This is a genomic window from Affinibrenneria salicis (assembly GCF_008710095.1).
The window spans coordinates 67,175-82,679 of the sequence record NZ_VYKJ01000005.1; the positions used below are offsets into that span (position 1 = coordinate 67,175).

13 protein-coding genes and 1 pseudogene are annotated in these 15,505 nt (G+C 56.4%); 1 reads left to right on the top strand and 13 read right to left on the bottom strand.

Going from position 1 to position 15,505, the window contains the following annotated elements; translation table 11 throughout:
* Positions 1-117: 117 nt before the first annotated feature.
* From tolA to cydA, 8 genes are all read right to left on the bottom strand, one after another.
* Positions 118-1,284 (bottom strand): cell envelope integrity protein TolA, encoded by a 1,167-nt coding sequence (gene tolA / locus FJU30_RS11400; RefSeq protein ID WP_150435094.1) that lies wholly within the window; start codon positions 1,282-1,284, stop codon positions 118-120.
* Between the two features lie 63 nt (positions 1,285-1,347).
* Positions 1,348-1,773 (bottom strand): colicin uptake protein TolR, encoded by a 426-nt coding sequence (gene tolR / locus FJU30_RS11405; protein WP_150435095.1) that lies wholly within the window; start codon positions 1,771-1,773, stop codon positions 1,348-1,350.
* Positions 1,774-1,785: 12 nt separating this feature from the next.
* Positions 1,786-2,475 carry a Tol-Pal system protein TolQ gene (tolQ, locus tag FJU30_RS11410; protein ID WP_150435096.1) on the bottom strand — a complete coding sequence of 230 codons (690 nt, stop codon included), beginning with the start codon at positions 2,473-2,475 and terminating at the stop codon, positions 1,786-1,788.
* Complete coding sequence (gene ybgC / locus FJU30_RS11415; protein WP_150435097.1) at positions 2,472-2,876, bottom strand: tol-pal system-associated acyl-CoA thioesterase; 405 nt, start codon at positions 2,874-2,876, stop codon at positions 2,472-2,474. Before ybgC ends, tolQ begins: the two co-directional genes overlap by 4 nt.
* 253 nt (positions 2,877-3,129) lie before the next feature.
* Entirely contained in the window at positions 3,130-3,429 is a 300-nt protein-coding gene (gene ybgE / locus FJU30_RS11420; RefSeq protein ID WP_150435098.1) for a cyd operon protein YbgE, read from the bottom strand.
* Positions 3,429-3,542: a cytochrome bd-I oxidase subunit CydX gene (cydX, locus tag FJU30_RS11425; RefSeq protein ID WP_150435099.1), complete on the bottom strand. Its 114-nt coding sequence runs from the start codon at positions 3,540-3,542 to the stop codon at positions 3,429-3,431. The genes ybgE and cydX overlap by 1 nt, the downstream gene beginning before the upstream one ends.
* Positions 3,543-3,554: 12 nt before the next feature.
* Positions 3,555-4,694 carry a cytochrome d ubiquinol oxidase subunit II gene (gene cydB / locus FJU30_RS11430; RefSeq protein ID WP_150435100.1) on the bottom strand — a complete coding sequence of 380 codons (1,140 nt, stop codon included), beginning with the start codon at positions 4,692-4,694 and terminating at the stop codon, positions 3,555-3,557.
* 15 nt (positions 4,695-4,709) lie between these two features.
* On the bottom strand, positions 4,710-6,278 hold the full coding sequence (cydA, locus tag FJU30_RS11435; RefSeq protein WP_150435101.1) for a cytochrome ubiquinol oxidase subunit I: 1,569 nt from the start codon (positions 6,276-6,278) through the stop codon (positions 4,710-4,712).
* Positions 6,279-7,155: 877 nt separating this feature from the next.
* Here cydA and FJU30_RS11440 point away from each other — a divergent pair.
* Entirely contained in the window at positions 7,156-8,373 is a 1,218-nt protein-coding gene (locus tag FJU30_RS11440) for an alkaline phosphatase family protein (RefSeq protein ID WP_150435102.1), read from the top strand.
* A gap of 127 nt (positions 8,374-8,500) precedes the next feature.
* Here FJU30_RS11440 and FJU30_RS27175 read toward each other — a convergent pair.
* The 5 genes and pseudogenes from FJU30_RS27175 to sucA form a co-directional block, all read right to left on the bottom strand.
* Positions 8,501-8,692: pseudogene (locus tag FJU30_RS27175) on the bottom strand (transposase); the annotation flags it as partial.
* A 321-nt stretch (positions 8,693-9,013) separates the two neighbouring features.
* Positions 9,014-9,886, bottom strand: a complete 873-nt coding sequence (sucD, locus tag FJU30_RS11445; protein WP_150435103.1) for a succinate--CoA ligase subunit alpha — start codon at positions 9,884-9,886, stop codon at positions 9,014-9,016.
* Positions 9,886-11,052 (bottom strand): ADP-forming succinate--CoA ligase subunit beta, encoded by a 1,167-nt coding sequence (sucC, locus tag FJU30_RS11450; RefSeq protein ID WP_150435104.1) that lies wholly within the window; start codon positions 11,050-11,052, stop codon positions 9,886-9,888. Before sucC ends, sucD begins: the two co-directional genes overlap by 1 nt.
* A 147-nt stretch (positions 11,053-11,199) precedes the next feature.
* Positions 11,200-12,429, bottom strand: coding sequence for a 2-oxoglutarate dehydrogenase complex dihydrolipoyllysine-residue succinyltransferase (odhB, locus tag FJU30_RS11455; protein WP_150435105.1), 1,230 nt, complete (start codon positions 12,427-12,429; stop codon positions 11,200-11,202).
* Between the two features lie 16 nt (positions 12,430-12,445).
* On the bottom strand, positions 12,446-15,253 hold the full coding sequence (gene sucA / locus FJU30_RS11460; RefSeq protein WP_150435106.1) for a 2-oxoglutarate dehydrogenase E1 component: 2,808 nt from the start codon (positions 15,251-15,253) through the stop codon (positions 12,446-12,448).
* Positions 15,254-15,505: the final 252 nt, after the last annotated feature.

Genomic DNA, 15,505 nt, shown 5'->3' on the forward strand with positions numbered 1-15,505 from the left:
AGGCACCTTGCCCGCGATAAATTAGCAGAATTTTAACAAACCTCGGTGAACAACACACCATAATGCAGCCTGTTGCCATAGTAAAAATCTTAAACCCGACTCAGCACATACGCACCCTTATTGTGGTTTAAAATCAATCGGCGCATTTTTGAATGCCTCATACACATCCTGGCTGGGCGGTCGGGGAATTCTCGCTTGCCGGGCCGCCGCGATTGCCGCCTGACACAGCGCCGGATCGCCGCCTTCCGATTTCACATTGACCAACAGGCCATCGGGCGCCAGCTGGATACGTAACGTACAGGTCCGCCCGATATAGGTTTCCCAGTTATAAAATTTGCTCTTAATCGCCGCCTGCACCTGACTGCCGTAGCTATCCAGCGCGGCGCCGGACGCGCCGCTGCGCCGATTATTGCCGACCCCTGCCGGCGCACTGCTGCCGCCGGCAGCGGCGCTATTGCCAGCAGGCTTCGACGAAGCCAGCCCGCCCAGTAAATCGTCAACGTCGCTTTGCTGCTTAGCCGCTTCCGCGGCGGCCTTTTTCTTCGCCTCTGCGGCCGCTTTCTGTTTTGCGGCTTCGGCGGCCTTCTGCTTCGCCGCATCCGCGGCCTTCTGTTTGGCGTCTTCCGCCGCTTTCTGTTTGGCCGCTTCGGCGGCCTTCTGTTTCGCCGCTTCAGCCGCTTTCGCCTTTGCCTCTTCTTCCGCCTGCTTCTTCGCGGCGGCCGCGGCGGCGGCCTGTTTCTGCGCTTCTTCCTGCGCTTTTTTCTGCGCTTCGGCAGCCGCTTTAGCCTGCTGTTCCGCTTCGGCCTTCGCCTTCGCCGCGGCGTCTTCCGCCTGCTTTTGCTGTTCTCTGGCCTGACGGGCCGCTTCTTCGGCCTGCCGTTTTTGTTCTTCCGCCTGTTTGCGCTGTTCCGCCTGCTGCTGCGCCTGCTGTTTCGCTTCTTCCTGCGCCTGCAGACGTTCTTTCTCAAGCTCTTTCAGCCGCTGTTGTTCCGCGGCCTGCTTTTGCTGCAACTCTTCCGCCTGCTGTTCGGCCTGCTTTTTACGCAGCTCCTCCGACCGCGCGGCGTCAGTCTGCTGCTGCTGCTGACGATTGTATTGCTCGACCATCGCATTGGGATCGACCATCACCGCGTCTATGGCCGAACCACCGCCGCCGCCACTGCTGGCGTCCAGCGGGTTGGACAACGAACTCCAGATCAGCAAAGCAATCATAATGACGTGCAAAACCGCCGAGATAATAATCGCGCGGTTCAGCTTATCGTTTTGTCCGGTTGCTTTTAGCACTATCGTTTCCCAAAAACAGTGTTGCCAGAACGGGATCCTCAGATCACGATCGTAAAGAGATCATCAAATCGGCTGAGTCATCAGGCCTACGGATTTGACCCCGGCCTGATGCAACAGGTTCAGCGCTTTAATGATCTCATCATAAGGAACATCCCTGGCACCACCAATCAAAAATACCGTCTTAGGGTTGGCCGTTATGCGAGATTGCGCTTCGGCCACCACCTGCTCCGCCGGCAGTTGTTCCATGCGCTGCTGTTCGACCACCAGGCTGTACTGACCAACGCCGGACACCTCAATGATTACCGGCGGATTATCCGTGCTGGAAACGGTTTTTGAATCGGTGGCGTCCGGCAGGTCAACTTCCACGCTCTGGGTAATGATCGGCGCCGTCGCCATAAAAATCAGCAGCAGCACCAGCAGCACATCCAGCAAAGGGACAATATTGATCTCTGACTTCAGTTCACGACGACCTCTGCGTACACGAGCCATGCTACCCCCTGATTACTTAGCGCCTTCACTGCTGGCGAAGGCCTGGCGATGCAGAATAGCGATGAACTCTTCCATAAAGTTGTCGTAGTTTTGCTCCAGCTTATTCACCCGCTGATTAAGACGGTTATAGGCCATCACCGCCGGAATCGCGGCGAACAGGCCGATCGCCGTGGCTATCAGGGCTTCGGCGATACCCGGAGCAACCATCTGCAGCGTCGCCTGTTTCACCGCGCCCAACGCGATAAAGGCATGCATGATCCCCCACACGGTGCCGAACAGACCGATATACGGGCTGATGGAGCCGACGGTGCCGAGGAACGGAATGTGTGTTTCCAGCATTTCCAGTTCACGATTCATCGAGATGCGCATAGCCCGGGATGCGCCCTCGACCACCGCTTCCGGCGCGTGACTATTGGCGCGGTGCAGACGAGCGAACTCTTTAAAACCGGCATAGAAAATCTGTTCGGTTCCGGTCAGGCTGTCGCGGCGGGTCTGACTTTCCTGATACAGCCGGGATAGTTCGATGCCTGACCAAAATTTGTCTTCAAAGGCTTCGGCATCGCGCGTGGCCGCGTTAAGAATACGGGTGCGCTGGATGATAATTGCCCAGGATGCAACAGAAAAACATATCAAAATCAACATGATTAGTTTCACCAGAAGGCTGGCCTTCAGAAACAAATCAAGAATATTCATGTCAGTCACTGCTTAAACTCCGCGACAATAGACTTAGGAAGCGCGATAGGCTTCATTTGATGTGGATCGATGCATGCGATCAGAACGTCAGCCTGGTTTAACAGGTTGCCATGAGAATCAAGGATACGCTGCGCGAACGTCAAAGAGGCGCCGCGTACTGATACGATTTCACTTTGAACTTCCAGCAGATCGTCCAGACGCGCGGGCGTGAGGTATTCTACGGCCATACGGCGGACAACAAACGCCACGCGCTCGTCCAATAATGCCTGCTGATGAAAGTTGTGCTGACGCAGCATCTCTGTACGCGCCCTCTCATAGAAGGCGACATAACGCGCGTGATAAACCACGCCGCCAGCGTCCGTGTCTTCGAAATAGACCCGTACTGGCCATCGGAATAATCTGTTGCTCACTCTACATCCCGGTAATGCAATAAACATCGCTACTATACGCAAGAGAAATGAGCTTTGGAATGGGTTGCGGAAGCGGATAGAAAATAATTATGGGTTGCGAACAACCCATAACCAAATGGAATAGAAATCGATTCTCTTTCCCCTCAGCGTTCAGGCGGCAGGCGGGCTGACGCCATGCGCTCAGCCTGTCTGCCAGAGGGATTCGAGCGGCGGAAAATCTTCCGCCCGCCGCCGTCCAGCCCGCTGAAATCGCTCAGGGATGAATGAAGAAATAAAGCAATCCCGCCGCCAGGATCACCAACGCCGGCAACGGTGCGAAAATAAGCCGCCAGCGCCAGTGTTCGGGGCGAAAACCGGTGCCGTGGATCACCCCGCTGCACACGGCCCATATCAGTAACAGCCCCTGCCAGAGCGCCAGTGCGCTGGTCCGGGCCGCAAAGCGGCTCGGATCCCATAATACGCACCCGGCGGCGACCAGCGCCAGCACGAGGGAAAGCGCCCGCAGCGGACGTTTATCCGTCAGCGCGTACACCCTGTCGACCATATTGCCCATCAATGTTGATCTTTTTGGGCTTTACTGGCTTCACTCTGTTCCAGCGCCAGGGCGGTGATAATCCCCAGCGAACAGGCAAGAAGCGTTCCCAGAATCCAGGCAAAATACCACATAAATTCAGCTCCTTAATACAATGAGTGGGTGTTCTGTTCAATATGTTCTTTAGTAATGCGTCCGAACATCTTGTAGTAACACCAGATGGTATAAGCCAGCACGATAGGAACGAAGATAATCGCTACAATCGTCATCACTTTCAGCGTCAGCAGACTGGAGGTGGCATCCCACATCGTCAGGCTGGCGTTCGGCATGGTGGAAGACGGCATGATGAACGGGAACATGGCGACCCCGGCGGTCAGAATCACGCAGGCGATAGTCAGCGAGCTGAACAGAAAGGCCCAGGCCCCCTTCTCCGCTCTGGCCGTAATGATCGTCAACAGCGGCAGCACCACGCCCAGCAGCGGGATCGCCCACAGGATCGGATAACGATTAAAGTTAATCAGCCATGCGCCCGCCTGCTGCACCACCTCTTTACGCAGCGGGTTGGATTCGGCCGCGCCGTCCAGAGCGGACGTCACCACATAACCATCGATACCGTAAATCACCCATACGCCGGCCAGCACGAAGCAGACCATCATGACCAGCGCGGCAATCTGCGCGAATGCGCGAGCGCGCAGATGCAGTTCCCCGTTAGTGCGCATTATAAGGTAGGTCGCGCCGTGCGCCAGGATCATGGTCAGGCTGACAATCCCCGCCAGCAGGCCGAACGGGTTGAGCAACTGGAAGAAGTTGCCGGTATAGAACAGGCGCAACGTCGAGTCGATATGGAACGGCACGCCCTGCAACAGGTTGCCGAAGGCCACGCCGATCACCAGCGGCGGAACGAAGCTGCCGATGAAAATGCCCCAGTCCCACATATTACGCCAGCGGCTGCTTTCCAGCTTGGAACGATAGTCGAAGCCGACCGGACGGAAAAACAGCGAGGCCAGCACCAGGATCATCGCCACATAAAAACCGGAGAACGTCGCGGCATAAACCGTCGGCCAGGCGGCGAACAACGCGCCGCCGGCGGTGATCAGCCAAACCTGATTGCCGTCCCAATGCGGCGCGATGCTGTTAATCATAATGCGGCGTTCGGTATCGCTTCTGCCCATCAGACGCACCAGCATGCCGACGCCCATATCGAAGCCATCGGTCACGGCGAAACCAATCAGCAGCACGCCAATCAGCAGCCACCAGATAAAACGCAATACTTCATATTCAAACATAGCGGGCTCCTTAGTTTACCGTGCTTCCGGCACAGCCGATAAGGGCTGTTCAAAGTGGTAACGACCGGTTTTCAGACTGCTGGGGCCCAGGCGCGCGAATTTGAACATCAGATACATTTCCGCGATCAGGAACAGCGTATACAGACCGCAGATCAGCGTCATGGAGAACAGGATATCGCCGACGGTGAGGGACGAATTAGCCACGGCCGTCGGCAGAATTTCCCCAATCGCCCAGGGCTGGCGGCCATACTCGGCGACAAACCAGCCGGCTTCCACCGCAATCCACGGCAGAGGGATGCCATACAGAGCCGCCTTCAGCAGCCATTTTCTTTGACCGATGCGGCCACGCAGCACCGACCAGAAAGACAGGCCGATGATCAGCAGCATCAGCACGCCGCAGCCCACCATAATACGGAAGGAGAAGTACAGCGGCGCGACGCGCGGAATAGAATCTTTCACCGCTTTCTGAATCTGCGCTTCGCTGGCGTCGGATACCTGCGGCGTATAGCGTTTCAGCAACATGCCGTAGCCCAGATCCCGCTTGCTCTGGTCAAAGGCCTGGCGGACGGCGGAGTCGCTATTGCCGGCGCGCAGTTCTTCCAGCAGCTGATAGGCTTTCATCCCGTTGCGGATGCGCATTTCATGCTGTTCCATCAGATCTTTCAGACCGGTAACCTGACGATCGGTGGAGCGGGTGGCGATCAGCCCCAGCAAGTAAGGAATGCGGATCGCGTAGTTATTTTCCATTCTGTCCTGGTCAGGCAGACCGATCAGCGTAAATGAGGCAGGCGCCGGCTGGGTTTCCCACTCGGCTTCAATCGCCGCCAGCTTGGTCTTCTGCACGTCCCCCATTTCGTAACCGGACTCATCGCCCAGCACGATAACCGACAGCACCGCGGCCATACCGAAGCTGGCGGCGATCGCGAACGAACGCTTAGCAAACGCGATATCTCGGCCTTTCAGCAAGTAGTAGGAGCTGATGCCCAGCACGAACATTGCGCCGGTGGTGTAGCCAGCCGCCACGGTATGGACGAATTTCACCTGAGCGACCGGGTTCAGCACCAGCTCGGCGAAACTGACCATTTCCATACGCATGGTTTCGAAGTTGAAGTCGGAGGCGATCGGGTTTTGCATCCAGCCGTTGGCAACCAGAATCCACAGCGCGGAGAAGTTGGACCCCAGCGCCACCAGCCAGGTCACCGCCATATGCTGCACTTTACTCAGCCGATCCCAGCCAAAGAAGAACAGCCCGACGAAGGTGGATTCGAGGAAGAAGGCCATCAACCCTTCGATGGCCAGCGGCGCACCGAAGATATCCCCGACGTAATGAGAGAAATATGACCAGTTGGTCCCGAACTGAAATTCCATGGTCAGCCCGGTGGCGACGCCCAGAGCGAAGTTGATCGCAAACAACTTGCCCCAGAATTTAGTCATATCTTTATAAATTTGTTTACCGGACAGTACGTACACCGTTTCCATGATTGCCAGCAGAAACGCCATCCCCAGCGTTAGCGGGACAAACAGAAAGTGGTACATCGCTGTCAAGGCAAACTGTAAACGTGACAGTTCGACTATATCAAACATCTTGACTCCTTGCTCCTCGCAGGAAGGCTTCGGCTTGCTGAATGTGACAAGCCACCAGACACCCGGCAGTAATCGCCAAAAGAACACAACAGATTATTGCTTCAGCCACTGGCTTTGAACGTCGGGAAAATAACCCAAACCGTTCGACCGCAAGCCAAAGAAAAAATACAAATATTACAAACGTCTTACCCTGAATCGAGTATCGCTATATTACGCCTTCAATCCCCTACAATAAATAGTATTTTACGTGACCCAGCTTAGGTTTTAGGTTGCAAATCAACTTTACGCCAATTACAGCATAATGAAGGTTATTGATCTGGCGCAATTTAAGCGCATTTCACTATCTTTAGCCAGTTCCAGTTCTTGATCTAAAGCAAGATTCATTGTGATTGTTAAATTTCATTATCGAGATAATTTAACAATGACCAACTTGTTAATTAAGTGTGATTATTAAATTCCATCGTTATACATTTTCATAAAAAACATCCATTTTATGACGCATATAAGTCTTTCATAATTTGCCTGATGCCATTCGCTTTTCACGGCAACAATCGGCGGTTTATTTCCGCCATTAATCCTTATTGGCGTAGTCTGTTATTTTAATGTTAATGAATATTAAATATCACCAGTAAGCGATAGCCCGTCGCGAACCAAATCGTCGACGGCACAAGCGCTGAGCGCCATGCCGGCCTTACCCACAACACCTGTATGAGGATAGCACAAGGAAATGAGTGCTTATGGCGGAGGGGAAACCGCATGCGTCATGCCTGATCGGACAGCGCTATTGATTGCCGCGCCCAGGGTCACGTATCTGTCACAGAGAGTCCCTACAATGCCAGGTTTCAAAAATTTAGTCATAACAGAGAAGCCATTCGCTATGAAAAGACTCTATTTTGCTATGTACACGCTGTTGTTTTTTTTATGTCTGTCCTCATCAGCCCGCGCCGCGACTGAAGCGCCGACCGTGGTGCTGATGTCGATCGACGGTTTCCGCTGGGATTACATCAACAAATACAATGCGCCCAACCTGCGGCAGATTGTGAAAAACGGAGTACGGGCCGAGCAGATGCGGCCGATTTATCCAACCAAAACCTTTCCCAACCATCTGTCGATTATTACCGGCCTGTACGCGGTGCATCACGGTATTGTCGATAACAATTTCTGCGATAAAGTCCGTCAGGAATGCTACAGAATGGGCATGGGCAAAAATGACGCCACCTGGCTCTCCGGCATTCCTCTATGGAATCTGGCGGAAATCAACGGCGTTAAGGCGGCGACCTATTTCTGGCCTGAGTCAGAAGCCCGCATCAACGGCATGACCCCCTCCTATTACTATCCCTACTCCGACCACGCCGACGACGCGGGACGCGTCGACCAGATCCTGGACTGGCTGGCATTGCCGCCTGCCGCGCGGCCACATTTCGTAACCGGCTACTTCTCGCTGGTGGATACCATCGGCCACCAGTACGGCCCGGACTCAAGCGAAGTCGCGGACGCGGTGCAAAAGATTGACGCGCAGATTGGCCGTTTGCGTAATGGCCTGCAGCAGTTGGGTTATCCGGTGAATCTGATCGTAGTGTCCGATCACGGAATGGCGACGATTGATCACAACCAGGCTATCGATTATCGCGACTTCGCCATTGACGATAGCAAGTTCCGCGTAGTGAACAGCACCACCCGGCTGATGATTTACGCCGGCGCTAAGACGAGCTCGGAAGAAAGCGCCGCGTTAAAGGATAAACTGGCGCAGGCCGCCTCCGGCCGCTACCGGGTGATGACGGAACAGGATCTGGCGGAGCGCCACTTCACCGACAGCCCGCGCATCGCCGATATCATTCTGGAAACCACGGCGCCGCGCTACTTTACCAACAAGCCGCTGGCGGAGCGCCGCGGCGGCGGCACCCATGGCTACACTTACACCAAAGACATGGGCGCGCTGTTCGTGGCCGAAGGTCCGGCGTTTAAACAGGGCGTCACGCTGCCGCCGTTTGACAACATCAATATCTATCCGTTGGTGAGTCATATCCTCAACCTGCCGATCACACATCCGGTGGACGGTACGCTTGCGCCGCTGCAGGCCGCGCTGAAGGAATGAAACAGAGAGCGGGTTAAATTCGGGCTGCGTGACAACGCGTTGGCGTTTTGCACAGGGTAAGCTGTGCGCCTGCGGACAGAGGCCGGGTCAGGGATAGGTCCGGTTACGCGACGGACGCGGCCCCCCATTCTGCGAGCTGACGCTTAAAGCGGGCAAGTTCTGTTGCCTGCTGCTTACGTTCAGAAAGCGTACTTTGCCGGCGTTGTTTACTTTGCCAGGCGTAGAGCTGAGAGTCATGCTGGCCGGGCTCACGGGCGGCTGTAGCCACGCCGCTACGCTCAGCGAGTGCCGGTGCCTGCTGGCGAAACTCCGGGGTATATTACTTACGGGATGTCATCTTCACAGATTTTACTTGCGTCATGGTTCGCTCTGTTAACGACTTTACTCGCTTAACAGCAGGTCCACCGCAGGAGCCGAGAGTCAGAAAGTCGGGAAAAAGTCCCGAACGCCAGGTTGGCAGAGGTAATGAGACGCAGGTCAGCGGATTTCACCGGGGATAGCAACCGCTTTCGCGGCTGCATCAAAGAGCGGATATAACCGCAACCGTCCTGTCCGTCATCAGGTCACGAGGCCAGGCAAACGGAAGGCGCTCATATACCTCTTTTTCAGGCCGGAAACGGCCCGAACGCGAAGGCAGAATTTAACCGGCGAGAATCGCTTTTACCACGTCGCCGATCTCCGCAAGGCTGCGCACCGTTTTCACGCCGGCCGCTTCCAGCGCGGCAAATTTTTCATCCGCTGTGCCTTTCCCGCCGGCGATAATGGCGCCGGCATGCCCCATACGCTTGCCTTTCGGCGCGGTTACGCCGGCAATGTACGCCACCACCGGCTTGCTGACATGCTGCTGAATGTAGGTTGCCGCTTCTTCCTCCGCCGTGCCGCCGATCTCCCCGATCATCACGATGGCTTCGGTGCGCGGATCCTGTTCAAACTGCGCCAGAATGTCGATGAAACCGGAGCCCGGGATCGGGTCGCCGCCAATCCCCACGCAGGTCGACTGGCCCAGGCCGGCATCGGTGGTCTGTTTAACGGCTTCGTAGGTCAGCGTGCCCGAACGGGAGACGATGCCGACCTTGCCCGGCAGGTGAATATGGCCGGGCATGATGCCAATCTTACATTCGCCCGGCGTGATCACGCCCGGACAGTTCGGCCCAATCATCCGCACGCCGCTTTGCTCCAGCTTCACTTTCACCGTCAGCATATCCAGCGTCGGGATGCCTTCGGTGATACAGATAATCAGTTTGATGCCGGCGTCAATGGCTTCCAGAATCGAGTCTTTGCAAAACGGCGCCGGCACATAGATCACCGAAGCCGTGGCGCCGGTGACCTCTACCGCTTCGCGCACGGTGTTGAACACCGGCAGGCCGAGATGTTCGGTGCCGCCCTTGCCTGGCGTCACGCCGCCCACCATCTGCGTACCGTAAGCGATCGCCTGCTCAGAATGGAATGTCCCCTGACTGCCGGTAAAACCCTGACAAATCACTTTGGTATTTTTATCAATCAGAATGGACATTATTCACCTCCCACTGCGCTGACGGCCTGGCGCGCCGCATCCGTAAGACTGGTGGCCGCCAGAATATTCAGACCGCTATCCGCCAGTTTTTTCGCGCCCAGCGCGGCATTATTGCCTTCCAGACGAACCACAACCGGTACATTAACGCCGACTTCGGCCACTGCGCCAATAATGCCGTCGGCTATCAGATCGCAGCGTACAATACCGCCAAAAATATTCACCAGAACCGCTTTCACCTTGTCGTCCGACAGGATGATTTTAAACGCTTCCGTCACGCGCTCTTTGGTCGCACCGCCGCCCACATCGAGGAAGTTGGCCGGCGAACCGCCGTGTAGCTTAACGATATCCATCGTGCCCATCGCCAGACCGGCGCCGTTCACCATGCAGCCGATATTGCCGTCCAGCGCGACATAGTTCAGTTCCCACTGCGCCGCGTGCGCCTCGCGAGCGTCTTCCTGGCTGGGATCGCGCATTTCGCGCAGTTCCGGCTGGCGGAATAACGCGTTGCCGTCCACGCCTAATTTGCCATCCAGGCAGATCAGTTCGCCCTGCCCGGTAATCACCAGCGGGTTGATTTCCACCAGCGACAGATCGCGCTCAAGGAACAGGTTCGCCAGCCCCATAAAGATTTTGCTGAACTGGTTCACCTGACTGCCGCTCAGGCCCAATTTAAACGCCAGTTCGCGTCCCTGATAAGGCAGTGGGCCGGTCAGCGGATCCAGCGTGGTTTTGTGAATCAGATGCGGCGTCTGTTCCGCCACCTTTTCAATTTCCACGCCGCCTTCGGTCGACGCCATGAACACCACGCGCTGCGATGCGCGATCGACGACCGCGCCCAGATAGAGCTCTTTCGCGATGTTGGTGGCGTTTTCCACCAGAATCTGGTGCACCGGCTGCCCGCGAGCATCGGTCTGGTAGGTCACCAAATGCTTGCCCAGCCAGTTTTCCGCGAAAGCGCGGATATCTTCCTTACTGTTAACCAGTTTTACCCCACCCGCCTTGCCGCGTCCGCCGGCATGCACCTGGCACTTCACCACCCACGGGCCCGCGCCAATTTTGGATGCGGCCTCTTCCGCTTCGCGCGGCGTAGTGCAGGCATAGCCAACCGGGACCGGCAGACCATATCGAGCAAAGAGTTGTTTTGCCTGATATTCATGTAAATTCATGATGTTCTTCCACGTATGTCTGAAGAGAAGTCATCGACTTTCTATATTTTGGATAAAGCCGTTGCTTTAACAACGACCGAGCGTAGCACACAAAATGCCAGATTCGCGGCGGGGCGGCCGTCCCGCCGCCCCGCCCTTGCGTCAGAATTAAACGTCCAGCAACAGACGTGCGGGATCTTCCAGCATATCTTTGATTGTTACCAGGAAGCTGACCGACTCGCGGCCATCGATCAGGCGATGATCGTAGGAAAGCGCCAGGTACATCATCGGCAGAATCACCACCTGCCCTTCTACCGCCATAGGACGATCCTTAATGGCGTGCATACCTAAAATCGCGCTCTGCGGCGGGTTGATGATCGGCGTGGACATCAGCGAACCAAACACCCCGCCGTTGGTGATCGTGAAATTGCCGCCGGTCAGTTCCTCAACCGTCAGTTTACCGTCGCGTCCTTTTATCGCCAGCTCTTTGATTTTCTTTTCAATCTCGGCCATGCCCAGCGCATCCACGTCGCGCAGCACCGGCGTGACCAGACCTCGCGGCGTCGAAACCGCAATACTGATGTCAAAGTAGTTGTGGTACACCACGTCTTCGCCATCGATGGACGCATTCACTTCCGGGAAGCGTTTCAGCGCTTCGACCACGGCTTTCAGGTAGAAGGACATAAAGCCCAGCCGCACGCCATGGCGCTTCTCAAACGCCTCGCCATACTGCTTGCGCAGATCCATAATCGGCTTCATGTTGACCTCGTTGAAGGTGGTCAGCATGGCCGTATTATTTTTGGCTTCCAGCAAGCGTTCCGCTACGCGTTTACGCAGACGCGTCATCGGCACGCGTTTTTCGCTGCGGCCGGCGATGACCGGTTGCGGCGCGGCGACGACGGGCGCGGTCGGTTTCGCCTGCGGCGCGCTCTCCTTGCTGCGCGCGGCCAGATGTTTCTCCACGTCTTCGCGGGTAAGACGCCCGCCCACGCCGCTGCCTTTAATCGCGGCGGCGTCCAGATCGTGTTCGGCGATCAGGCGGCGGATCGCCGGGCTGAGCGCATCGTTGCTTTCCTCTTCCAGCCCGGCGGTATAGCGCTGGGCCGGCGTGGCCTCCTGGCTCTGCGACTTCTCGCTGGATTGCCGGCCGGAACTGTCTTCCGGGCGCAGACGGCCTAATATCTGACGCGCAACCACGGTGGCGCCTTCCTCTTCCAGCACGGCGTCCAGAACGCCGGCTTCCACCGCCGGCACTTCCAGCACAACTTTGTCGGTTTCAATTTCAACCAGGACTTCATCACGCTGAACGCTATCGCCCGGTTTTTTATGCCAAGTGGCAACGGTGGCGTCAACTACCGATTCCGGCAGGTCAGGAACAAGAATATCTACGCTACTCATTATCTATCCTTTCTATTTAATCAACGTTCAGCGCGTCATTAACCAGATCTTGCTGCTGCTTCTGGTGTACGGACATATAGCCAACCGCCGGTGAGGCGGATGCGGGACGCCCGGCGTAACGTAAAGAGGCGCCGAATGGAATAACTTCCCGTAAATGGTGCTGGCTACAGTACCAGGCGCCCTGATTCAGCGGCTCTTCCTGGCACCAGACAAAATCATGAACCTGAGCGAAGGGCTCCAGCGTCGCCTGCACCGCCTGGTGAGGGAACGGATAAAGCTGTTCGATACGCACGATCGCCACATCGTTCTGGCCGTTCTTGCGCCGCTGCGCCAGCAGATCGTAATAGACTTTGCCGGAACAGAGCACCACGCGTTTGATATCTTTCAGTTCCAGATCGTCGACTTCGCCGATTGCCGGAAGGAACTGGCCGTCGGCCAGATCTTCCAACGAGGAGATGGCCAGCGGATGGCGCAACAATGATTTCGGCGACATAACGATCAGCGGGCGCCGCATGCCGCGCAGCGCCTGACGGCGCAGCATATGGTAAACCTGCGCCGGCGTAGACGGAATGCACACCTGCATATTTTGCTCCGCGCACAGCTGCAGATAGCGCTCCAGCCGCGCCGAGGAGTGTTCCGGCCCCTGTCCTTCGTAGCCATGCGGCAGCAGCATCACCAGCCCGCACATGCGGCCCCATTTCTGTTCGCCGGAGCTGATGAACTGATCGATCACCACCTGCGCGCCGTTGGCGAAGTCGCCGAACTGCGCTTCCCAGATGGTCAGCGTGCGCGGCTCTGCGGTGGCGTAGCCGTATTCAAAGGCCAGCACCGCCTCTTCGGACAGCACGGAATCCCAGACGTTGAAGATCCCCTGCGCATTGTGCACATGTTCAAGCGGCGTATAGCCGGAACCGTTTTTCTGGTTGTGCACCACCGCATGGCGGTGGAAAAAGGTGCCGCGGCCGGTATCTTCGCCCGACAGCCGCACCGAAATGCCTTCATCAACCAGCGTAGCGTAGGCCAGCATTTCCGCCCCGCCCCAGTCGAACGGCTTGTTGCCGAGCGCCATGTCCATACGGTCGTGATAAATACGCGCCACCCGCGGCTGCATTTCTATCGCCTCCGGGATATCGCTGATGCGTTTAGCCAGCTCCTGCAGCCGCTTCATCTCGACCTTGTGCGGATAAGGCTCGTCCCACTCGTGGTTCAGATAAGGCGACCAGGTGAAGGTCTGCATATCCATCTCGCGCCACTCTTCCACCACGCATTCGCCGTTATCCAGCGCGTCGCGGTACAGGTTGACCATCTCGGTGGCGTCTTCCAGCGTAACCACTTGTTCCAGTTCCAGACGGTCCGCATACACTTTACGCGGCGTCGGGTGCTTTTTGATTTTCTGATACATCATCGGCTGCGTGGCGCTCGGTTCATCAGCCTCGTTATGGCCGTGCCGACGATAGCAAATCAGGTCGATAAACACATCGAGTTTAAAGGTGTTGCGGAAATCCAGCGCGAGGCGGGTAACAAAGGCCACCGCCTCCGGATCGTCAGAGTTGACGTGGAAAATAGGCGCCTGCACCATTTTGCCGATATCGGTGCAATATTCGGTCGAGCGAATATCCAGCAGGTTCGAGGTAGTGAAACCGATGCGGTTATTGATCACGATACGCAACGTGCCGCCCACTTCATAGCCGCGCACCCGCGACATATTCAGCGTTTCCTGCACCACGCCCTGACCGCTGATGGCCGCATCCCCATGAATGGTGACCGGCAGCACCAGCGTGCCAACCGGGTTATCCAGCCGGTCGAGACGGGCGCGCACGGAGCCGGTCACTACCGGGCTGACGATCTCCAGATGTGACGGGTTAAAGGCCAGCGCCAGATGCACCAGCCCGCCCTCGGTTTCCATATCGGATGAGAAACCCTGATGGTATTTCACATCGCCGGTGCCCAAATGTTCCTTATGCTTGCCGGAGAATTCATCGAACAGATCCTGCGGCTTTTTCCCTACCACATTGACCAGCACATTCAGACGACCGCGGTGCGCCATGCCTAACACCACTTCGCGGGTGCCGTTCTTGCCGGCGTGGCGGACCAGTTCTTTCAGCATCGGCACCAGCGCATCGCCGCCTTCGAGCGAGAAACGCTTAGCGCCCGGGAAACGGGCCGCCAGGTAACGTTCCAGCCCTTCGGCCGCCGTCAGCTCTTTCAGGAAGATCTTTTTCTCTTGCGCGCTGAACGAAGGCTGACCGACGACGGACTCGATACGATGCTGGATCCAGCGTTTTTCTTCCGTATTGGTGATATGCATATACTCCGCGCCAATCGGACCACAGTAGGTCCGCTTCAGCGCTTCATACAGTTCTCCCAGTACCATGGTGTCTTTACCGATGGCGAACGACCCCACGTTAAAGGTTTCCTGCAAATCTTCCTGCGTCAGATTGTGATAGTCGAGGTCCAGTTCAGGAACCGGGATCTGAGGGCGTAAATTAAGGGGATCGAGACTTGCCTGCTGGTGGCCGCGGAAGCGAAAGGCGTTTATCAGCTGCAGCACCTTGACCTGTTTAGCGTCGTTATCCGGGTCGGTAATCGACGAAGCATAGCGCGAGCTGTCTTTCGCCAGGCGACGAAAATAGTCGCGCGTTTTGGAATGGAGTTGATCCGGTTTGACCCCCGTCGTGGGCAGTTGCTGAAAAATAGAACGCCAGCTGAGATCGATGGAGTCCGGATCGGTTAAAAAATCTTCATAGAGCTGCTCTATGTAGGACTGGTTCGCGCCCGCCAGATAGGAGGAATCCAGCCAGGCCTTCATTGCGCCGTTCTGCATTATGATCCCTTAAGCTTTATCAGCTTCAGTTTTCGCCGTGGTTAACATGTCTTTAATACCGTAGATGCGGTTGCCATAAAGGGATCATATAACGTACCGGGTACGCAGAAATACTCTCTCAGCCCTTTAAGGAACCTTTAAAAACCGGTTCTGGCGCATAAGCCGGCTTTTAAAGATTTCCTGCGGCGGCCCGCGGCGTATGCGGGACTGGTCTTCGACTTTATCTTTCAGGGACCGTTGGGCGGACCCGCC